We start from the raw sequence: 21521 nt of genomic DNA on the forward strand, positions 1-21521 counted from the left end.
AACGTGGAACTTACAGTTTCAGATATTGTCAGAGGAGAGGTAACGCATTGAATGTAAGGAAAAATGGCGGTGGGCCAGACCGCCCTAGAGGCTCCCAAGCACCTGAATAAAAACGCTTTTTTTGGCCTTCCTCAGCGTAACCCCTTGCCCTGCCTGAATTACTTGTAACATCTTGTCGCATGGTTTAGCATCCGTTAATATCTTTTATGATACGTATATTGGAGCGTAGGCCATGCCAAAGAAAGCCAAGGAATTGAGCGCAACGGAAGTCAGGCGGCTGTCTTGCTCAGTCGGGAAGGACGGACAACCATACAACACACTACACGCCGTTGGTGGCGTTTCCGGCCTGTTATTGCAGACCACACCCAACGGGGCGAAAACCTGGCTACTCAGAACCGTAGTTGGCAGCAAGCGGCGGTCTATTGGTTTAGGTGGCTTTCCTGACGTATCGCTGGCAGATGCCCGCCGGAAGGCTCAGGAGTACAAGGAAAAGATAGCGCAAGGCATTGACCCAGTGGAAGAACGGAAGGCCGCTAGACGTACCCTTATTGCCGCTCAACTCAGCACAATGACCTTTGCTCAGGCAATGGCCGATTATATTGATATGAAGGCCAAAGAGTTTAGGAACCCCCGCCAGCGGCAACAGTGGGAAAATAGTCTTACCACCTACGCCGTGCCCCATATCGGAAAGGTGCCCGTTCGGGAAATCGAGCTACCACATATAAAGGCCGTGTTAGATCCTATCTGGCAGGAAAAAACCGAAACGGCCAACCGTGTCAGGGCGCGAATGGAAAACATACTTGGCTGGTGTGCGGTTCACGGCTATCGTTCAAACGAGAATCCCGCCAAGTGGCAAGGTTTTTTAGATGAGGTTTACCCCTCACCTGAAAAGATCAAAAAGAAAGGTCACCACAACGCCCTTTCAGTAGATGCAATGCCCGACTTTATGAAGGCATTGAAGAAACGCACCGGCACGGCTTCCCGCGCCCTAGAGTTCCTGATTCTCACCGCCAGCCGCACGAACGAGGTTATTGGTGACAAGCGTATCGGGAAAGCCGGTATCACTTGGCAGGAAATCGACTTTCAACGGAAGGTGTGGATAGTGCCCGCTGATCGTATGAAATCCGGCAAGCTGCACCGCGTCCCGCTCACTGATGCCGCCGTGGATCTGCTGAAAGGTATGAAACAGGGAGAGCCTGACGCGCTTGTGTTCCCCGGCCCGAAAGGTGATATACCTTCTAATAATTTCCTGTCTGCCCTGCTGAAACGAATGGATCAGCCCGTTACGTCTCACGGCTTCCGTTCTACCTTCAAGGACTGGGCACGTGAACACACGGCATACGCTGACGAGGTATCAGAACTGGCACTGGCACACGTAAACAGTGACGCTACCCGCGCCGCCTATGCCCGTTCAGAGCTATTAGACAAGCGCCGGTTACTGATGAAGGACTGGGAAAAGTATTGCTACCACGGCAAAGCGAAGGAACAACACGGCAGCGGCAAGGTTGTAGGGATTGGATCAGCGGGATAACAGAAAGGTTATAAAAAGTTCTTGCGTTATAACTGACGCATGATGTAACATTCATACAGTAGCTACAGAATGCTACTACAAATTGCAGCTTGAGTGAGAGTAACTTCGCGATCTGTCGCTGACGGTGTCAGTGAAAGTTCGTCCGGCGGTGCCGGAGCAGTGCCGAAGAATAGGGTAGCTCGTAAAGGTGGCGGTGCCACTGGCTATGCGGAATCAGTCTTTTTAGATTCGCAGCCGGTGTCCGCCATTTTTTTATGCGGCATTGGTTGCCGGAGACCCCGACATGACCAATGTGAAGCAATACCTTTCCGACAAAGATAACTCAGAGCGTTACGCAGTGTGCAGACAAACTATCTGGCGCTGGGTACGTGAAGGTAAGTTCCCCTCCCCTGTAAAGATCAACGGCGCTACCCGCTGGAAGCTATCAGACATTGAAGCCTGGGAAGCAGTTCAGGAGGTGTCCGCATGAAGCGCACCCCCGCTACTTTCGTTTCCAATGGGCGCGAATACGTGGCCCTGTCCAATGTTACACACCTTACCGGCATTGCCGCCCATATAGTGACCGATGCGGTTAGCACTGGTTATGTCACTGTCCGCCAGTTTAACGGCTGCAAGGTAATCAGCTTGGCTGATGTTTTTCGGATGCTGGATTACAAGGTAGGGGGCGAGGCATGAGCGATAAAAGAAACGCCCCGACCGTAGGCCAGAGCGCAAAAATTATTCACCTTGAGCAAGTGAATTATAACACTAAACAGTCAATTACTGTTCAAAAATCCACCATCTACAGCCCGTTGCCAAGTGATGCGGAAATCCGAAAAGCCATTGCCGATCTGAAAAGAGCGGGTGTCTTTAATCTGCGTTACTTCTACCACGAATCAAACGACAGCACCCGTATTGCTTACGCTTGGTTCGACGCTCAGAAAACAGTGAAAACAGGTAATACCTGCCTGCCCATTAAACACATGATCGAATCATGGGGCCGCCGCTATTGCTCCACAGATAGCGTTATTGTGGCCGCGTACCTTCACCCGCGAATCAAAGGCACTTACCCGTCATTCAATTTATCGGCACGGCTCACGCTTCCAGCGGGAGAGCGGCTTTACCCGATAGATGAGGCAGGGATTCACCCTGACTACGCCGGAAAGTACCCGAATGAATACGCAGTGCGGGAGGTGTGCCATGACTGAACAACTGAAAGCAGATATTGAACTGGCTGAACACTTCCTGACCCTGCTGGATGAGGAAGCGGAAGCCTTCACATTCCAGACGTTTGCCGATACCCCAGAGGCTAAGGCAGAGGACAAAGAGCGGGAGCGCAAAGGCCAGCGGAAGAAGTACGCAGACGTATTTCATGGGCCACTGTCCCGACATGCCGCAGCACTGGAAAGACTTAACCGTAGCGGTGCCGGTGTATTCATTACGGTTAATCAGACCGATCTGAAAGGCCGTAAAGCTGACAACGTGCAGCGAGTGCGGGCGGTATTCGCTGACACGGATGGCGCAGACCTGGCCCCTATCCTGAACGCCAAGCCTGAAGCGAGCTTCATTGTGGAAAGCAGCCCCGGCAATGCTCACCCCTATTGGCTGACGGATGGCCTGCCCCTGGCTCAGTTTGAAGGCGTACAACGCCGAATCGCTGACACGTTTGGAACTGATACCAGCGTAACGGATCTGCCCCGCGTGTTGAGGCTTCCCGGCTTCTATCACCGCAAGGGTGAACCGTTCATGGTTCGCATGATGCAGGAGAACGGCGGCCTGCCCTATTCGGCTGACAAGATCCTGGAAGCCTTCCCGCCATTGCAAAAGGAAGGCACTTCACGCCAAGCCCGACAGCTAGAAATCAGCGAGGGTGACGAGTTCTTAAAGGCATTGAGTGACGCCGGTATGGTTCGCTCCCGGCGGCCTGATGCTGGCTATAACGTAACGTGTCCGTTTGAGGCTGAACATTCCAGCGAGAGCGGCCAAACCGAAACCGTTTACTATCCGGCCAACACTGGCGGCTTCAAGTCTCCGGCCTTCAAGTGTATGCACGATCATTGCAGTGACCGGCGGCTGAACGACTACCGCGAAAAGCTGGACCTTGACCAAGTGGCAGAGCCGCGAGAGTACCCGGAATTACTCGCAGCCGCGCAGGGATTCACCCTTGAAACAGACCCGGAAGAAATCGAGGCGCTGATTTTGGAGTGTGCAGCCCTGCCAGCCATTCGGAAACGGAAGGTACACGAGGCCATACGCAAGACAACGAAACTGCCATTCAAGGCCATTCAGGAAGCAGAGCGGCAGGCAGACGAGGACAGCCAAGCCGATGACCTGGAACTGGCACGCGGCCTAGTGTCTGAAATCGGAAGAGATAACGTGTTAGCGGCTCAGTCTTTTGTCTGGAAGTGGCACGATTGCGGAGTCTGGAAGAAACAGGACGAACGCAGCGTTAAGCAGTGGGTACAGCACTATATCGGTGACAAGGTGGAAGCCGTGCGGAAAAGCAACGTGGACAGCGTAGCGGATCTGTTCAGGACTGAAATCTATATGCCGGACCATGCCTTTGATATTGGCCCGGTGGAGTGCGTAAACACCCTAAGCGGTGAGCTGATGCTCTCAGACTCAGGCCGTTGGGAGCTTCTACCCCACAACCGCCAGCACTACCGCACTACTCAGGTGCCGGTGGAGTATGACCCGAAGGCACAAGCGCCCCAGTTTATAAAGTTCCTGTCTGACGTATTCAGGGGCGACCCTGACACAGCGGACAAGGCAACGGCATTGCTGGAAATGATGGGCTATACGCTGATGGCCCACTGTAACCACGAGAAATTCATTATTCTGGTGGGTAGCGGTGCCAACGGTAAAAGCGTTCTGCTGTCTGTGCTGGAAGCCCTCGCAGGACGTGACAACGTGGCGGCGGTGCAGCCCTCGCAATTCGATAACAAGTTTCAGCGGGCACACCTTCACAACAAGCTGGCGAACATCGTTACCGAGATTAAGCAAGGCGCTGTCATTGATGACGATGCCCTGAAAGGTATCACGTCAGGCGAACCGACAACCGTAGAGCACAAGAACAAAGACCCGTTTGATATGCGGCCTTTTTCAACGTGCTGGTTCGGTACTAACCACATGCCACACACGCGGGATTTTTCCGACGCAGTGTTTCGCCGCGCCTTGATCCTGCAATTCAATAACGTGTTTAAACCAGAACTGGGTAATTGTGACCCCAACCTGAAAAACAAGCTGATGGATGAATTGCCCGGAATCCTGACGCTTGCCCTGGATGCCTACGCTGACGCATTGCTGGAACACTTCACAATCCCGCAAAGCTGCAAGGATGCCCGCGACGAATGGCGGCTAGAGGCCGATCAGGTGGCACAGTTCATTGATGCCGAATGCGAGGCCACACCCTCAGCTAAAACACCCAGTCAGGCTATGTATAACGCCTATAAGGACTGGGCAAGGGAGAGCGGCATTCACAATCAACTGGCGATCAAAGGATTCAAGGATCGTATGGAACGGTTAGGCTTCAAGTACAAGCGCGAACCAACCGCCCGAAACTATATCGGGGTTAGGTGCAGGCGCGCTGTCACCTTCTAACCACAAGCCATTCAGCCCCGCCTCAGTGCGGGGTTTTTTAATGACACCACAATGACACGAGAATGACACGAGGGCGGCTTTACGTGTCATAGCTGGAAGCCTTGCGGCACAAGGGCTAGAGGGATTTTGGCACCCTTCAATGACACGTATGACACGTGTTTTCTATTGATTGCGTAACGAAAAACCTTTTTTTATTCAGTGATGACACCTTGTTTCACTAAAAAAGAAAAATTCCCGTAGTAAATGATGTGCGTTTTACGTGTCATAGGTGTCATACGTGTCATAGACCGTTACTATTAGCGACATACCCGTCATAGAAAACGCCAATTCACACCCCTGTACCCTCTTTTACGCAGTTAGGCGGACACACCCACCGCCACACCGCCATATATAACGCAATCTTATATTGATGCCACCCGTTATAACTGCCATAATACGTATCATAAACAGGCTAGATATGGCACAGATATGACGAAACAAGCCGATATTCCAGCGAAGTATTCAGCGGACTGGCTCGAAAAGCTAGATGGCCGTACCAGCCTTGCCCGTGCGGTGAATGACCGATACTCAGCACTGACCCAGGATCTAGGCGGCAACGAGCGGCTAAGTTATCAGCGGCGGTCATTGTGTAAGCGAATCGTTTACATGGAATGTGTAATCGAGCAACAGGAAGCAGCCCTAAGCCGTGGTGAGGAGGTAGACCAAGGGCGATTAACTCAGGCGGTGAATACGCTTATCGGACTACTTAAAACTGTTGGCCTTGATCGTATGGCGCACGATGTGCCCGACCTTGCCACCTTCCTGAAGCAGCGAGAGGCCGCCAAGTGATTACCATACGCGACCTGATGACAGACCCCGCCCTATTCGGGGATCAATTCGGGGGCGATAGCTTCACCGCATGGCGCGCCCTTCTAGCTGGCTTCTATGGCCTTGAACTGTCCGATGATGAGGTGCCCCACTGGCAGGAACTAACAGGCCGCCAGAGCGCCCCAGAGGCCGCACACGATGAACTATGGCTGGCAATCGGTAGACGTGGCGGCAAGACCCAGAACGCCGCCCTATTGGCCGTGTATGAAGCCTGTTTCAATGACCACACAGACCGGCTAAGCCCTGGTGAAGTGGCAACCGTGCTATGTCTTGCGGCTGACCGTAAGCAGGCCCGCTCAGTATTCCGCTATATCACCGGCCTGATGAATGCTAACCCTATGCTGTCCCGGCTGATCGTCCGCGAGACTACCGAAACCCTAGAGCTATCAAACCGCGCCGTGATCGAAGTGGGTACGGCTTCATTCAGGGCAACCCGTGGCTATACGTTCGCCGCTGTCATTGCTGACGAGGTGGCATTCTGGCGAAGTGAGGATTCAGCAAACCCAGACTTTGAGATCCTGAACGCAGTACGCCCCGGCCTAGCCACACTGGATGGCCCGCTAATCGCCCTTAGTAGTCCATACAGCCGCCGTGGTGCCTTGTGGGATGCTTACCGCCGGTACTTTGGAAAGGATGGTTCTATTCTGGTGGCTCAGGCTCCAACGCTCACCATGAACCCGACACTACCCCGCCGCATTGTGGATCAGGCGCTAGACCGTGACCCCGCAAGCGCCGCCGCTGAATACCTAGCGCAATTCCGTGACGACATATCAGCCTTCATAACCCGCGAACTGGTGGACAGCAACACCCGAAACCGCCCGTTAATTCTGCCCTTTATGTCCCGTGCAGGTTATGCCGCTTTCGTAGACGTTGCCGGAGGCGGACAGGATGAATACACCCTGGCGATCAGTCACAAGGAAGGCGAGCGCCGTGTAATTGATGGGGTATGGGCTGAACGGGGAGATCCCGCAGTAATAACAGGACGTTATGCAGCAATCTTAAAGCAATATCGAATCCATACCTGCACCGGGGACAGGTACGCGGGGGAATGGCCCCGACAGGAATTCAGAAAGCACGGCATAACCATGAAGCCCTCAGAGCTTAACCGTTCTGAACTGTATGTAGAGCTATTGCCCCTGCTGCAAACCGGCGGGGTAGAGCTACCGCCAGACGAGAAAGCCCTAACCCAGTTAACCCTATTGGAGCGCCGCACGGGCCGCAACGGAAAGGACACCATAGACCACGGGCCGCAAGGCCATGACGACCGATGTAACGCCATTGCCGGGGCAGCCTGGCTAGCGAATAACCGCTACGAAATGCCCCACGTTGAATTCAAAATGAACTGAGGTAACAGACCATGACCGAATTAGAGCAACTACAGGACGAACAAGCCCAGCTAGCGCCCGTTAGTGATGCGGAAATCCAGCGGCTTGTTGATGCTGGCGAAGATCCAGAACGGCTAATTGAGAAGGAAGAGGAAAAGGCCGCCCGCCGCCGTGTTCTGCAATTCCGGATCAACTCGCTAGAGAAAAAGCAGGCAGAGGAAAACAGGAACGCCGCCAGCAAAGAGCTAAAGGCCATTGATGCAAAGTTAGACGAAACGACAGACCAAGCCCGCGCCGTAATGGCTGATGCTTGGCAGGCCGCAAGGGCCATTCGTGAGGCCGTGGAGCGTTTCAAGTCATTGGGCGATACCTACGCCGCACAAGCCAATGAAGCCGCCCTGCTGGCGAAGCGCGCCGGGGTAAATCGGGATGATACGCGCGGCCTATGGATGGACTCTAACGCGCTTGAGAAAACACTTATCGAGGCGCTGGCCCCCTATCGCGGGACAAAGCCGTTTATTTTCAAGATGATCAACAACGAGGGCTAAGCCATGAGAAAGGATCTTCAGGAGTTTGTACGGGAAGCCGTGGAGCCGCTGACAGGGCGGCATAAGGCCAAACAGGAAAAGCAGCAAGCCGAAGAAATCGAAAAGGCCGCCGATGATCTGCGTAAACAGAATCAGGCGCTAGAGGATCAACTGAACCGCAACTGATGACGCATACGCCACACCATGAGCCGGTTTTGTGGTGTGGCCCCTATCTGGTGGCCTTGATGAATGCAGAGCAGCTAACCGCCTATGATATGGGCAAGGATGCAGGCATAGCAGAGCGCCGCCTATGGGGCGCTACACTGGCACTGCTGGTTGATGATGCTAGACGTTATTGGCAAAACAGGCGACACGATACCGAAGCGGAACAGGCTTTTGATGATCTGGTGAGGTGCGGGCCAATGACGCGGCATGTTTGCCGATGGCTGGACACTGACGCGCAGTGGATCAGTAGAGGCTTTATAAGTTGGTGTGAAAGTAATATGGCCTGACCCTGACGGATTCTAGGCTGATGCCGGGGGATGGCCGCCTAAGTTACTTATTGGTCAAAAATCCACCATTTTCACGATGGTACGTTTGATGATACGTAAATTATTTTAGGACTTCTAAGTGATTGAAAATAAAGATTAAATGGCGGTGGGCCAGGGATTCGAACCCCGGGTACGCTACTAACGTACGGCGGTTTTCAAGACCGCTGCATTAAGCCACTCTGCCAGCCCACCGGTTTTCCATTGCTGCCTAGCGACAGCGGTGTGCATGATACCGGAATTGCCTGTGCTGTCAACGCCCTGAATGGAACCAGGCGTATATTTTGACATTAACTGCTTTTAATGGAATCCGTAGAGTACTTTCGTGTCGTAAATGATTGAAAGTTGAGAATTCGACATTACTATGGAGTGTAATTCCAGGTGATTGACGTAAATCAGGCGTTTAGCCTGACGTCCGTAACTAATCAAGCTGCATTAAACCGGAGATCATAATGCAAAACAGACAGTTTAACGCCCAGCAGAACCACAATGGCATGATTGCCCGCGGGTCCGCCACGGCGCCAATCAGCGCCTCAGCAACCAAGGTTTTGCGCAACACCTACACCCTGCTGGCGATGACACTGGTGTTCAGTGCTGCCATGGCGGGTGTGTCCATGTCCATGGGCCTGAGCCAGGGTGCGAGCCTTGTGTGCAGCTTGGGCGCACTCGCCCTGATCTGGTTTGTGCTGCCACGGACCGCCAATAGCTCCGCAGGTATCGCGGTGGTATTTGCGTTCACAGGTCTCCTTGGCATGTCTCTGGGCCCGATCCTGCTGTACTACCTGCAGATGTCTAACGGTGGCCAGATTGTGATGCAGGCTTTGGGAGGAACCGGCCTGGTCTTCTTCGCGCTGTCTGGCTACGTGCTAACGACCAAGAAAGACTTCAGTTTCATGCGCGGCATGCTGGTAGCAGGCTTGGTTGTTGTGCTGGTTGCCGCTCTGGGCTCCATCGTAGCGGGCATGTTCGGCGTCGAAATCACCGCCATCAGTCTTGCCATCAGTGCCGCAATCGTGTTCCTGATGTCCGGCTTCATTCTGTATGACACCAGCCGCATTGTGAACGGTGGTGAGACTAACTACATCATGGCTACAACCGGCCTGTACCTGAATATTTACAACCTGTTCGTGAGCCTGCTTCACCTTATTGGTGCTTTCTCCGGCAACGATTAATTTCAGGCGCACTGCGAGCCAAAAAGATTGCGGAAACCCCGGCCTTTGCCGGGGTTTTTGCTATTGGTACACTTGAGTCATTTCAGGCTGAAACCGAAATCATGGCTGCTATCCAACTGCAAAACTACACACTGGTAATCACCGGGGCGCCCTACTCTTCCCAGGCTCCGCAAACGGCTTTGTCATTCGCTCAGGCGGCGCTTGCCAAGGGCCATACATTAGATCGGGTATTTCTTTATGGCGACGGAGTTCATATCGCTTCCGTGCTCTGTACGCCACCTTCAGACGAAACCCATTGGCCAGCTGAATGGGCGAAGTTCCTGCAACAGAATGCTACTCCGGGTGTAGTCTGTATTGCGTCTGCATTAAGGCGGGGGTTGGTAGACGATGCAGAGCAAAAGCGGCATGAGCTGCCCGCCAGCAACCTCCTTGAGCCTTTTATTATCGCCGGGCTTGGGGAATGGGTAGAAGGCACCATGGCATCGTCACGGGTTATTTATTTTCATGCAGGAGGCTGACGTGAGCACATTGATGGTGATTGACCAGCCACCTTACGGAACCTGGGCAGGGCGTGAGGCCCTCGATATGGCATTTTCCCTGGCAGCGTTTGATCAGAGCGTTTCACTTCTGTTCACGGGTGCGGGTGTTAACTGGCTAAGAAAATCCCAGCAAACGGATGAAATCAAACAAAAGTCCTTAGAAAAAAATCTTTCCGCCGCACCCATTTTCGGCGTCGAAGCAATGTATGCCGAGGCATCGGCCTGCGCGCTCTATGGGCTTACAGTCGAAAATATGGTGGCTGGTGTCGCCGTAGTTGAAAACAGCTCCGACCTGTTACACCAATATTCACATACAGCTTTTTCAGGTTGATCCCCAGGCATGCTCAAGCAGACAGCTGGAACCCTTTATGAAATCCATTGCTACACTTCATATTCTTAACAAGGCGCCGGAACACCCGCGTTCCGCAGAGTGCAGGCGCGCATTAAAGCCCGGAGACGCCCTGCTTCTCACCGAAAGTGCAGTATTGGCTATCGCGACACGAGCCATTCACAGCACAAGTACTCCCGTGTATGTCCTCGCAGCAGACGTTGTGGCACGCGGTCTAGATCATTGCGCTCCAGAAGCCTCTCTGGTGGACTTCCCCGCCATGGTTGACCTGACGGCCCAGGCTCAAAACGTGATCAGCTGGTGACCCATGGAAAACGTCGTAACGCCAGCCAGGGACAATGAAGGTTTTCTGGAAAATGCATACGAATGGACGCCTGAAGTCGCCACGATTATTGCCGAGGCAGACAACATTTCACTCGATGAAAAGCATTGGGAAATCATAGAGTTTCTGCGCATATTTTACAGAGAATATGAAATGTCTCCGCCCTCAAACAGGCTGTTCGTAAAATCGGTTAAAGAAGCTTTGGGGGAAGATAAAGGCAACAGCATTTATCTCATGCAGCTGTTCCCGGGTACTCCGGCAAAAACAGCCTGCCGAATAGCCGGATTGCCGCGGCCGACAAACTGCCTTTAGCGACTATACCTGCGCTGGAGCCCTTTGATATTCCGGAATTCACAATGCGAGATGCGTCAGTGCTAAAAACTGGATTGCGCCGGCAACGGCACCAAATACGCCACCTACAAACATGAGCTGCACCTCCTCTTCACGAAACGCCGGCCGAAGAATGTCCTGGAATTCCGCGGGGCGCAGCGCTCGCATTTGCCCGGATAATACGCTCGCAACAATTGGCGCCCGCTCTTTATTAAACTCCGGGTCACTGAACACGTCATGGGTTGCCAGCAATGCCTGCTGATTCATGGCTTTTTTCAGCTCGGTATAGCCGCTCATACCTGCAGTTACCTGCGCACCAAGCTTTATCAGGAGAGAATTGTCCAGCAGCGGCCTGAGATGCTTCTGTAGCATGGCGCGGGTCCGGTCAGCCTGGCTACCATTAACCATCGCGTCGGCGACTTTCTCAACGGTAATCAGCTCCTCTGCGACCAGCCTGGCCCAGATATCGCTTATTTCGGGCTGACGACGCAAGAACAAACCCTGAATTTTCCAGAACAGAAACCGGCGGGGCTTCAACGGCGTGAAAATCAGATTGATCGCAATCCAGTTTGTGATAAAACCGATAGCAAAACCGCCAACAGGCAGCAGCCACGGCACTGGATAAGTCGACCAGACTGGCGCAAGAACACATCCCAGAATCCCACCAATAATAGCTCCGAGGTTAATGACGGACCGGAGTTCAGTTGCGCCCGCCTGCTGGAATATACGATTCATGAGGTCCGGGTGTTGTTTCAGCTCAACACTCAGCAAGGCTTTAAGATCGACCAACTCGGCAAGGTCATCACCAAAATCATCAACAAGATCCCCCACCCTGTCAGGCAACTGCTCACGGGCCCACTGATAAATTCGCCGGCGCAAAAATAATGGCAGATTGTCCCACAGCACCGGTTGGGTTTCATACATCACTTCATCAATGTACTCATCCAGCCTTGGTGTCACCCGGGATATCACCTGTTCGATGATGCGCTGGGGTTCAAGCTCCTGGTAAACAGCATTCAGATCACCAAACTGCCTGAGAGTCCGATCGATACAGATATGGGCCATTTTCTCCGCTTTTCGGGGAATAACGCCCTGCCAGCCGATAACGCCAACACCCATGAAGCGAACTGGATAGAAAGACATCTTTATGGCAAGCCAGTTGGTAAACCAGCCAGTCAAGGCGGCCATTAAGGGCACGGAAAGAAGTGCAGCGTTGATCAAATGGTACCCCACAAAAGCAGATAGCTGGCCTGCAGAGTTTGTGGTTTATCCGCAGACTGAGGCAAAATTTACGGCCTCTTTTTGTGGAATAGATGATGAGGTAGCGGGGCCTGTCAGACATTGGCCGAGCCGCCATTGAGAAAGAGTAAGTGCAGGCGCGCAAGCGGCGCACCCGCACTTTTTCGTTACTGGTAGTAGGCGTTTTCGGTTTGCGTGTGATCCGTTACGTCACGAACGGCCGTAATTTCGGGAACCCGCTCTTTAAGCGTCGACTCAACACCCTGTTTCAGCGTGAGACTGACCGCAGAGCAGCCTTGGCAACCACCACCAAAGCGAAGTACGGCGACGGATTCGTCCACAATTTCTACCAGTGACACATCACCGCCGTGCGCCGCGAGATTCGGATTTATTTCTGAAGCGAGTACATAATTAACCCGGTCAGGCAATGGCGCATCTTCATCAACATTCGGCACTTTAGCATTCGGTGCCTTGATAGTGAGCTGACCACCCATCTGATCCTTGGAATAATCAACGTAGGCTTCTTCAAGAAACGGTACGGAGTTGTGATCCAGATACAGCATGAACTTTTCAAGATCTAACTGTTCATCTGTAGGTACAATCTCGTTCGGTGGGCAATAAGCCAGGCAGGTTTCAGCATTTTTAGTGCCGGGCTGGGTTACGAAAATTCGCACGCCCATGCCTTCCACATCCTGCTTTTCAATAAGTTGCGCAAGATAATCCCGTGCGGGATCTGTCACAGTAACCAATGCCATGTTTTTAAACCCGTTGGTAAGTTTGAGTTCATTTTAAGGCAGTTCGCTGCAACATGAAAGACCAAGTAATTTAGTTGGTCTTTAGCCGGGTAATCACTTACCCGTACCACATACCCGGCGCAAAGCATTTGACGCAGATAAAGAATAACTGTGGACGGAGCTACGACTGGCACGGCCATTTTGCTATGATCGCGCGCCAGAGACACAAATACGCCGTTTATACCGACATCCGGAACTGACTATGACCGATCGCATCACTCGCTTGAAACAACTTCACAAAGCCCTGCAAGAACGCATTGTGATTCTTGACGGCGGTATGGGGACCATGATCCAGAACCAGAAACTGGACGAGCAAGCGTTCCGTGGCGATCGGTTCGCCGACTATGACCGGGAGGTGCAAGGCAACAATGACCTGCTGAACCTCACCCAGCCTGCTTTGCTGCGGAACATTCACGCAGAGTATCTGGATGCCGGCGCAGATATTATTGAAACCAATACCTTTAACTCAACCCGGGTATCTCAGGCCGATTACGGCCTTGAAGAGATCTCGAAAGAGCTGAACGTAGCCGCTGCAAAGCTGGCGCGGCAGGTAGCTGATGAATTCACCGCCAGGAACCCGGAAAAGCCCCGGTTTGTTGCCGGTGCTGTAGGCCCTACTTCCCGGACTGCGTCTTTATCACCGGACGTAAACAATCCCGGCTTCCGGAACGTCGATTTCCAGACTCTGGTAGACAATTACTATGAATCCGTCGCAGGCCTGGTTGAAGGCGGATGCGATATCATTCTCATTGAAACCATTTTCGATACCCTGAACGCGAAAGCCGCAATCTATGCCACTCAGCAGTATTTTGAAGACAGCGGTATAGAACTGCCGATCATGATTTCGGGCACCATAACCGACGCATCTGGCCGCACACTTTCCGGCCAGACCACTGAGGCGTTCTGGAACTCCATTTCACATTCGCGGCCCATTTCTGTGGGTCTAAACTGCGCCCTGGGTGCCGACGCCCTGCGCCCTTACGTAGAAGAACTGTCAGCCAAGGCGACAACCTACGTTAGCGCACACCCAAACGCTGGCCTGCCTAACGAGTTCGGAGAGTACGATCAAACGCCGGAAGAGATGGCAGAGATCATTGAAGGCTTCGCGCGGGACGGTTTCCTTAACATTATTGGCGGTTGCTGTGGTTCACGCCCGGAGCACATTGAAGCAATCGCTTTGGCTGTAGCCAAATACCCTCCCCGAAAGATTCCGGAACGCCCCGAAGCATTGAGACTTTCCGGCCTTGAGCCGTTTACCGGCGACGAGAACACTCTGTTCATCAACGTGGGTGAACGCACCAACGTTACCGGCTCCAAGCGGTTCCTGCGTCTCATCAAAGAGGAGCAGTACGAGGAAGCCCTGAGTGTGGCTCGGGATCAGGTTGAAAACGGTGCCCAGATCATCGATATCAACATGGATGAAGGCATGCTGGATTCAAAGGAGGTTATGGTTACCTTCCTGAACCTGGTCGCCTCCGAGCCGGATATCTCCCGCGTGCCCATCATGATTGACTCCTCCAAGTGGGATGTCATTGAGGCGGGTTTGCGCTGTATTCAGGGCAAGGCGGTAGTTAACTCCATCAGCCTCAAAGAAGGCGAGGAAGAGTTCATTAAGCGTGCCAGGGATTGCATGCGTTACGGCGCTGCAGTGGTTGTTATGGCCTTTGATGAGCATGGGCAGGCTGATACCTATGAGCGTAAAACCGAGATCTGCAAACGCTCTTACGACGTTCTTGTCGGTATTGGCTTCAACCCGGGTGACATTATTTTTGACCCCAATGTTTTCGCGATTGCCACAGGTATCGAAGAGCACAACAACTACGCGGTGGACTTCATAAACGCCAGCCGCTGGATCCGCAAAAATCTGCCGCATGCGTCGATTTCCGGCGGCGTCAGTAACGTTTCCTTCTCCTTCCGCGGAAACGATGTGGTACGCGAGGCTATCCATTCAGTGTTCCTCTACCACGCCATCAAAGCCGGCATGAATATGGGCATTGTGAACCCGGGCCAACTGGTTATTTACGATGAGATTGAACCGGAGCTGAAAGAGCTGGTTGAAGATGTTGTACTCAACCGTCGCGAAGACGCAACTGACCGCCTACTGGAAATAGCAGAACGCTTCAAAGGGAAAGGCGGGAAAACTCAGGAAGAAGACCTTGCCTGGCGCGAATGGCCGGTGACCAAACGCCTGGAGCACTCTCTGGTAAAAGGCATTACCAACTTTATCATTGAAGACACCGAAGAGTGTCGCCAGCAGGCCGAGCGTCCGATTCACGTCATTGAAGGCCCGTTGATGGATGGCATGAACGTGGTCGGCGACCTGTTCGGCGACGGTAAGATGTTTCTGCCCCAGGTGGTCAAAAGTGCCCGCGTAATGAAGCAGGCAGTGGCGCACCTTATTCCCTATATTGAAGCGGAGAAGTCGGAAGACCAGCAGGCCAAAGGCAAAATTCTGATGGCCACTGTAAAAGGCGATGTGCACGACATCGGGAAAAACATCGTCGGCGTGGTTCTGCAGTGTAATAACTACGAGGTTATCGATCTGGGTGTGATGGTGCCCTGCGACAAGATCCTGGCAGCAGCCAGAGAACATAATGTAGACATCATAGGCCTCAGCGGGCTGATCACTCCGTCACTGGATGAGATGGTTCATGTGGCAAGGGAGATGCAGCGCCTGGACTTCCAGCTGCCCCTGATGATTGGCGGTGCCACTACCTCCAAGGCACATACCGCTGTAAAAATAGAACCGCACTATAAGAACGACATTGCCCTGTACGTTTCAGACGCATCACGATGCGTTAATGTGGCCTCGCAACTGCTGAGCAAAACGGCTAAACCAGCGCTCGTGGATGCCGCTCGTAAAGAATATGACGAAATCCGCGAGCGCCGGAAAAATCGGGGCGACCGTACCAAGCTCGTAAGCCTTGAACAGGCGCGCGCGCGCGCCCCGGAAATCAATTTTGAAAACTATGTACCACCCAGGCCTGCCTTCACCGGCACAAGGGTATTTGAAGAGTACGATCTCAATGAGCTGGTACCCTACATAGACTGGACGCCATTTTTCATCTCCTGGGATATTGCCGGCAAATACCCGCAGGTATTTGATGACCCCAAGCGCGGCGAAGCGGCTCGCAACCTGTTTGATGACGCCCAGATCATTCTTCGCAAAATGGTTGATGAAAAACGTGTAAGTGCTTCAGGTATAGTGGGTTTCTGGCCCGCCAATCGTCGCGGTGACGACATTGTGGTGTACACCGACGAAACCCGTAGTGAAGAGCTGACTACCCTGCACCACTTGCGCCAGCAAGATGAAAAGGCCCCTGGTAAAGCGATGATGGCGCTATCGGACTTTGTTGCGGAAGAAGGCTCGGAGCACTGTGACTATGTCGGCGGTTTTGCGGTAACCACCGGCATTGGCGCCGAAGAGATGTCACTGGAATACAAAGATGCCAACGACGACTACAACGCAATCATGGTGAAAGCCCTTGCTGATCGCCTGGCCGAAGCCTTTGCCGAACGCATGCATGAGCGGGTTCGGAAGGAATTCTGGAGTTACGATGCCGACGAGCAACTGGCGAGCGAAGACCTGATAAAAGAACGTTACCGTGGTATCCGCCCGGCTCCCGGTTATCCGGCATGTCCGGATCACACTGAGAAAGAGACACTGTTCCAATTGCTGGATGCGACGGCAAAAACAGGCATTGAGCTGACCGAACACTTTGCCATGTACCCGACGGCAGCCGTTTCCGGCTGGTATTTTTCACACCCGGATTCAAAGTTTTTTGCGGTAGGTAAAATTGGCGTAGATCAAGTTGAAGACTATGCTGAGCGTAAAGGTCTTTCCAGGGCGGAAGCAGAGCGATGGCTGGCACCCAGCCTCGCATATGATCCGGACGAATAAACACTGGCCTATACACTCAGACAGGATGGCTTTTATGGCAAATGCGCCGGATACGGAGAAAACCAAAAATAAAAAATCTCGGGGCCCAAGCGTTTTAAAAGTGATGCAGAGCGTCGCAGCCGGCGCTCTGGGCGTTCAGTCCAACAAGCGCCAAGAAGAAGATTTCGCGAGTCACAGCCCCTTGCCATACATTATTGGCGGCCTGCTGTTCACAGCGCTTTTCATTGGCACACTCGTCCTGATTGTGCAGGTGGTTCTATCCGGGCAGTAGAGTCTACTGTCCGGAAACCCAAACCACAGCGAACACGACTACAAGCGCTACGAGTGCAACTGAGGCTATGGCATCGGCGTAGCTGTCTGATTGCATGGTTTTTTTCATCATCTGCTCCTTTATGTTCAGTAAAAAAAACGGGGAATTGTTTTCCTTCTCTCATTAAAGCAGCAAATTGACATTCGTCCAGCTCCCCACGCATCGCCTTATCACCTGAATCGATAAACATATCTTGAAATAATCGTTTCTAGAATAAAAAGCCGCTGTTATCCTTCGTTTCAGATATAAGGCCCCGATTTTCGGGCGCACCCGGCAAATCACTAACTGAATCTGTCCGGTGCAAGCCGTGACGACATCCTTATCCAGGACTTTCCTTTATGTACGTATACGATGAGCACGATCGGCAAATGATGGCCGAGCGGGTTGCACAATTCCGGGATCAGACCACGCGGGCGCTGGCCGGAGAGTTGGCAGAGGATGAATTTCTACCTTTGCGCCTCCAGAACGGGCTCTACGTTCAACGGCTTGCACCCATGCTGCGCATCTGTGTGCCTTACGGTATGTTGCGGTCTGAACAATTGCGCCGCCTGGCGCGGATTACGCGGGATTACGATAAAGGTTATGCCCACTTCACAACCCGCCAGAATGTTCAGCTTAACTGGCCAGCACTGGAAGATGTGCCCGATATCCTGGCTGAACTGGCAGAAGTGGAAATGCATGCCAACCAGACCAGCGGTAATTGCATAAGGAACACCACGACAGACCAGTTTGCGGCCGTTCAGTCAGACGAACTGGTAGACCCGCGCCCCTACTGCGAAATTATTCGGCAGTGGTCGACCTTTCATCCGGAATTCGCATTTCTGCCGAGAAAGTTCAAGGTTGCCGTCAATGCGTCCGAGAAAACTGACAGGGCTGCTATCCGGGTGCACGATATAGGGCTTCAAATTGTGCGCAATGATGCTGGTGAGCTTGGTTTTCGGGTTCACGTCGGTGGCGGTCTTGGGCGAACACCAATGGTTGCCCCGGTTATCCGTGAGTTCTTGCCGGAGCTCGACTTGCTCACCTATCTGGAGGCCGTTCTCAGGGTCTACAACCGCTACGGTCGTCGCGACAACAAGTTCAAGGCGCGCATCAAGATTCTGGTCAAGGCTCTTACGCCGGAGGGTTTTGCCGAAAAAGTCGAAGCTGAGTGGGCGCATATCAAGGATTCACCGAGCCGGCTGACACCAGATGCGATTGAACGCATTCAGGGCTACTTCACCGAGCCTGCCTATGCAGTACTGGATAGCGCAGCCGACCTGCTTGCGCAGCAACGATTTGAAAACCGTGAGTTCGACCAGTGGTTGCAACACAACGTAGACACTCATAAAAAGCCCGGGTACGCCATTGTTTCGTTGTCCATGAAGAAAACCGGCACACCACCGGGCGATGTGACCGACCGGCAGCTTGAACAGATTGCAGATCTTGCGGATGAATTCAGTTTTGGTGAGATACGGGTAACACACCAACAGAACGTGGTGCTGGCTGATGTTCGTCAGGATCGTCTGCTGGAACTTTGGCTGCAGCTTGGCCCCATGGGTTTTGGCACAGCCAACCTGAATACGCTGACGGATATTATCTGTTGCCCGGGTGGGGACTTCTGTGCCCTCGCAAATGCCAAGTCAATTCCGGTAGCTGAAGCTATTCAGCGCCGTTTCGACAATCTCGATTTCCTGTATGACCTTGGCGAAATCGACTTGAATATTTCGGGTTGCATGAACGCTTGTGGCCATCACCACGTTGGCAATATCGGCGTCCTGGGAGTCGACAAAAAAGGTCAGGAGTTCTATCAGGTAAGCCTGGGAGGAGCATCCCAGCATGATGCGTCAATCGGTAAAATTCTGGGGCCTTCTTTCGCCCAGGATGATATGCCCGATGTGATTGCCAAGATTATTGATGTTTACGTAGACAAGCGCACGGAAGAGGAATCCTTCCTGGATACTTACCGCCGTGTTGGAATCGACCCTTTCAAGGAGCGGGTTTATGCCTGACATTATTCTCCAGGACGGCACCACCCGTCAGAACCAGTGGATTGTGGTCCCCCGTCCAGGCGGCGGGGAAGCATTGAATATTCCGGACAATCAGCGCGCGTTGATACCAGCTGAACGCTGGGTCCAGAGCCGCGAGAGTTTCGTCGGGAGAGATGATATTGGCGTATGGTTTGATAGCCATGACGAGCCCGAGATTCTGGCAGATTACGTTGATGAGCTGCCTTTGATTGCCGTGAACTTTCCCAAGTTCAGCGATGGCCGGGGATACAGCATTGGTCGCTTGTTGCGAGAGCGTTTCGGCTATAAAAACGAGCTTCGGGCGATTGGCGATGTGTTACTCGATCAACTTCAGTTTATGAAGCGTTGTGGCTTTGATACTTATGAACTACGGCCCGATAAGGATATTCGTAAGGCCGCCCGCTCTCTGAACTTCTTCAGTCAGGGCTACCAGGCAGCAACTGACACAGACTTGCCTCTGTTTAGACGCAGAGCGTCCTAGCTCTGAACACAGCGGTATGCATTCAAAGGCGGTAAGCCTGCCGCCTTTGAATGTTCGAGCTATTACTGGATTTTCTGATTACGAAACGCGCTGAGAACCTTCCATACGGAGTGCTCAAGTGCCGCACTGGTTGCCAATCCGAGTTTTTCGGGCAGGGTGCGTTTACGCTCGAATGAAACAGAGACTACATCTGCCCTGTCGCAAGCTTCTATCAGGTATTCATCAGAAGTCTTGATCTCGTCGATGAGTTTGACTTCAAGTGCGCGCTTCCCGAACCAGATATCACCGGTAGCGACAGCCGCGATATCGAGGTCTGGGCGGCGCTCACTCACATACTCTTTGAACAGTACATGCGTATCTTCAAGATCTTCGAGGAATTTTTTTCGGCCTTTTTCAGTATTTTCGCCGAAAATAGTCATGGTCCGCTTGTGCTCACCGGCTGTCAGCACTTCAAAATCAACGTTATTTTTCTTGAGTAACCGGTTAAAGTTTGGCAGTTGGGCTACTACACCAATCGAACCGAGTACGGCGAACGGCGAGGCAATAATACGGTCCGCCACGCAAGCCATCATGTAACCACCGCTTGCAGCCACTTTATCGACACAGGCTGTCAGGTGGATGCCTTTACTACGGATCCTGTCGAGCTGTGCTGCTGCCAGGCCATAGGAGTGTACCAGTCCACCGCCGCTTTCCAGCCGAATGACCACTTCATCTTTACCGGGTTCCGCAACACTCAGTACCGCAGAGATGGCACGGCGGAGCGGGTCGGTATCACTGGCTTTGATGTCACCATCAAAATCCAGAACATAGATACGCTTGGGAGCAGCTTCAGGAGATTCACCATCGGACTTCTTGGCTTTATCCGCTTTCTTTTCTGCCTTGTCTTTTTTCTTTTTGGCTTTGCTCCAGGCTTTGCGTTCGTGATCAGACATCAATCGCGCCTGAATGGACTCACGCAGCTTTCGGTATTTTTCGTTGAGCTTGCGGATTTGCAGCTCACCGTCCTCGTGGTCTCCCCTCTCTTTATGGGTCGCCGAGACAATAATGGACACGACCACTATTGCTGCAATAACAAAAGTGACCATCTTGGCCAAAAACAAACCGTATTCAGTCAGAAACTCCAAATCGCTTCTCCAGCCAGTTAAGCAAGCACGAGAGTGTAACTTACCGAAACTCTGGTGATAAGCAGAGCAAAAAAATTAAAACAAGCGTTCGATCGAGCTTGACAGTGATGAAATCTCACCATAAAGTCGAATGGCGAAGTCGGCTCTACCCGGCTGCCGCCGAGGCTTGCAAAGCCAGGCACCTAAAGCCGCTATCATGACAAGACAACCATCAAAAAGGGTAAAAGAATGTCTGTAGATCAAATCTTTCAAAAACTCGAGCAGAACTTCAACGCAGACGCAGCTCAGGGCCTGGACCTGGTGTTCCAGTTTGATATCGAAGATGACAAAACCCACCACCTGGTCATCAAAGACGGAACATGCACGCTGCATGACGGCCCTCACGACGACCCTTCCGTAACACTTATCATGAACTCTGAAACCCTGCAGGGCATTGTTTCCGGTGAAACCGACGGCATGCAGGCCTTTATGGCAGGACAGCTGCGCGCCGAAGGCGACATGATGCTGGCCACCAAGCTGGGCGAGCTGTTCAATATGGGCTGATTGTCTCTGGTGAGGCGATAAAAGCCGAGCT

At 52.7% G+C, this 21521-nt stretch carries 23 protein-coding genes and 1 tRNA gene; 20 read left to right on the top strand and 4 right to left on the bottom strand.

Translation table 11 applies throughout. The features are described 5' to 3' along the window. Nucleotides 1–232: 232 nt before the first annotated feature. The 10 genes from ACN0RL_RS06205 (at nt 233) to ACN0RL_RS06250 (ending at nt 8341) form a co-directional block, all read left to right on the top strand. Nucleotides 233–1531, top strand: a complete 1299-nt coding sequence (locus tag ACN0RL_RS06205; RefSeq protein ID WP_417514795.1) for a tyrosine-type recombinase/integrase — start codon at nt 233–235, stop codon at nt 1529–1531. Nucleotides 1532–1814: 283 nt separating this feature from the next. Continuing rightward, nucleotides 1815–2000: a helix-turn-helix transcriptional regulator gene (locus tag ACN0RL_RS06210; protein WP_417514797.1), complete on the top strand. Its 186-nt coding sequence runs from the start codon at nt 1815–1817 to the stop codon at nt 1998–2000. Further along, complete coding sequence (locus ACN0RL_RS06215) at nt 1997–2206, top strand: hypothetical protein (protein ID WP_417514799.1); 210 nt, start codon at nt 1997–1999, stop codon at nt 2204–2206. Before ACN0RL_RS06210 ends, ACN0RL_RS06215 begins: the two co-directional genes overlap by 4 nt. After that, the gene (locus ACN0RL_RS06220; protein ID WP_417514801.1) at nt 2203–2718 is read left to right on the top strand and encodes a hypothetical protein; all 516 of its coding nucleotides are present in this window, start codon (nt 2203–2205) and stop codon (nt 2716–2718) included. The genes ACN0RL_RS06215 and ACN0RL_RS06220 overlap by 4 nt, the downstream gene beginning before the upstream one ends. Then, nucleotides 2711–5110, top strand: coding sequence for a phage/plasmid primase, P4 family (locus tag ACN0RL_RS06225; protein ID WP_417514803.1), 2400 nt, complete (start codon nt 2711–2713; stop codon nt 5108–5110). Before ACN0RL_RS06220 ends, ACN0RL_RS06225 begins: the two co-directional genes overlap by 8 nt. A gap of 468 nt (nt 5111–5578) precedes the next feature. Beyond that, nucleotides 5579–5938, top strand: a complete 360-nt coding sequence (locus ACN0RL_RS06230; RefSeq protein WP_417514805.1) for a hypothetical protein — start codon at nt 5579–5581, stop codon at nt 5936–5938. Further along, complete coding sequence (locus tag ACN0RL_RS06235; RefSeq protein WP_417514807.1) at nt 5935–7323, top strand: hypothetical protein; 1389 nt, start codon at nt 5935–5937, stop codon at nt 7321–7323. Before ACN0RL_RS06230 ends, ACN0RL_RS06235 begins: the two co-directional genes overlap by 4 nt. Before the next feature lie 11 nt (nt 7324–7334). Then, the gene (locus ACN0RL_RS06240; protein ID WP_417514809.1) at nt 7335–7850 is read left to right on the top strand and encodes a hypothetical protein; all 516 of its coding nucleotides are present in this window, start codon (nt 7335–7337) and stop codon (nt 7848–7850) included. 3 nt (nt 7851–7853) lie between these two features. Continuing rightward, nucleotides 7854–8015 carry a hypothetical protein gene (locus ACN0RL_RS06245; RefSeq protein ID WP_417514811.1) on the top strand — a complete coding sequence of 54 codons (162 nt, stop codon included), beginning with the start codon at nt 7854–7856 and terminating at the stop codon, nt 8013–8015. Further along, a complete protein-coding gene (locus ACN0RL_RS06250) occupies nt 8015–8341 on the top strand; it encodes a hypothetical protein (protein ID WP_417514813.1) in 327 nt (108 codons plus the stop codon). The genes ACN0RL_RS06245 and ACN0RL_RS06250 overlap by 1 nt, the downstream gene beginning before the upstream one ends. 140 nt (nt 8342–8481) lie before the next feature. Here the strand turns inward: ACN0RL_RS06250 and ACN0RL_RS06255 are convergent. Beyond that, nucleotides 8482–8572: transfer RNA gene (locus ACN0RL_RS06255), tRNA-Ser, on the bottom strand. Between the two features lie 257 nt (nt 8573–8829). Between ACN0RL_RS06255 and ACN0RL_RS06260 the strand changes: the two genes are divergently transcribed. The 5 genes from ACN0RL_RS06260 to ACN0RL_RS06280 all read left to right on the top strand — a co-directional run bounded on the left by ACN0RL_RS06260 (nt 8830) and on the right by ACN0RL_RS06280 (nt 11071). Continuing rightward, nucleotides 8830–9549, top strand: a complete 720-nt coding sequence (locus tag ACN0RL_RS06260; protein ID WP_417514815.1) for a Bax inhibitor-1/YccA family protein — start codon at nt 8830–8832, stop codon at nt 9547–9549. Nucleotides 9550–9650: 101 nt separating this feature from the next. Beyond that, entirely contained in the window at nt 9651–10067 is a 417-nt protein-coding gene (tusD, locus tag ACN0RL_RS06265; RefSeq protein ID WP_417514817.1) for a sulfurtransferase complex subunit TusD, read from the top strand. Between the two features lies 1 nt (nt 10068). After that, the gene (locus ACN0RL_RS06270) at nt 10069–10419 is read left to right on the top strand and encodes a DsrE family protein (protein ID WP_417514819.1); all 351 of its coding nucleotides are present in this window, start codon (nt 10069–10071) and stop codon (nt 10417–10419) included. 37 nt (nt 10420–10456) lie between these two features. Then, the gene (gene tusB, locus ACN0RL_RS06275; RefSeq protein WP_417514821.1) at nt 10457–10741 is read left to right on the top strand and encodes a sulfurtransferase complex subunit TusB; all 285 of its coding nucleotides are present in this window, start codon (nt 10457–10459) and stop codon (nt 10739–10741) included. Between the two features lie 3 nt (nt 10742–10744). After that, a complete protein-coding gene (locus tag ACN0RL_RS06280) occupies nt 10745–11071 on the top strand; it encodes a TusE/DsrC/DsvC family sulfur relay protein (RefSeq protein WP_417514823.1) in 327 nt (108 codons plus the stop codon). Between the two features lie 39 nt (nt 11072–11110). Here ACN0RL_RS06280 and ACN0RL_RS06285 read toward each other — a convergent pair whose 3' ends face one another. Next, nucleotides 11111–12310, bottom strand: a complete 1200-nt coding sequence (locus tag ACN0RL_RS06285; protein ID WP_417514825.1) for a DUF445 domain-containing protein — start codon at nt 12308–12310, stop codon at nt 11111–11113. Nucleotides 12311–12495: 185 nt separating this feature from the next. After that, on the bottom strand, nt 12496–13083 hold the full coding sequence (gene nfuA / locus ACN0RL_RS06290) for a Fe-S biogenesis protein NfuA (RefSeq protein ID WP_417514827.1): 588 nt from the start codon (nt 13081–13083) through the stop codon (nt 12496–12498). Nucleotides 13084–13324: 241 nt separating this feature from the next. On the opposite strand from nfuA, the gene metH reads away from it, so the two are divergent. The 4 genes from metH to ACN0RL_RS06310 all read left to right on the top strand — a co-directional run bounded on the left by metH (nt 13325) and on the right by ACN0RL_RS06310 (nt 19823). Beyond that, nucleotides 13325–17023, top strand: coding sequence for a methionine synthase (gene metH, locus ACN0RL_RS06295; protein WP_417514829.1), 3699 nt, complete (start codon nt 13325–13327; stop codon nt 17021–17023). 34 nt (nt 17024–17057) lie between these two features. Continuing rightward, complete coding sequence (locus tag ACN0RL_RS06300; protein WP_417514831.1) at nt 17058–17294, top strand: DUF2970 domain-containing protein; 237 nt, start codon at nt 17058–17060, stop codon at nt 17292–17294. Nucleotides 17295–17671: 377 nt separating this feature from the next. Further along, nucleotides 17672–19324 carry a nitrite/sulfite reductase gene (locus ACN0RL_RS06305; protein ID WP_417514833.1) on the top strand — a complete coding sequence of 551 codons (1653 nt, stop codon included), beginning with the start codon at nt 17672–17674 and terminating at the stop codon, nt 19322–19324. After that, entirely contained in the window at nt 19317–19823 is a 507-nt protein-coding gene (locus ACN0RL_RS06310; protein WP_417514835.1) for a DUF934 domain-containing protein, read from the top strand. Before ACN0RL_RS06305 ends, ACN0RL_RS06310 begins: the two co-directional genes overlap by 8 nt. 62 nt (nt 19824–19885) lie before the next feature. Here ACN0RL_RS06310 and sohB read toward each other — a convergent pair whose 3' ends face one another. Next, on the bottom strand, nt 19886–20947 hold the full coding sequence (gene sohB / locus ACN0RL_RS06315; RefSeq protein ID WP_417514837.1) for a protease SohB: 1062 nt from the start codon (nt 20945–20947) through the stop codon (nt 19886–19888). A gap of 228 nt (nt 20948–21175) precedes the next feature. Between sohB and ACN0RL_RS06320 the strand changes: the two genes are divergently transcribed. Further along, nucleotides 21176–21490, top strand: coding sequence for an SCP2 sterol-binding domain-containing protein (locus ACN0RL_RS06320; RefSeq protein WP_417514839.1), 315 nt, complete (start codon nt 21176–21178; stop codon nt 21488–21490). Nucleotides 21491–21521 lie beyond the last annotated feature (31 nt).

Source organism: Marinobacter sp., assembly GCF_048259445.1.
GTDB lineage: Bacteria > Pseudomonadota > Gammaproteobacteria > Pseudomonadales > Oleiphilaceae > Marinobacter.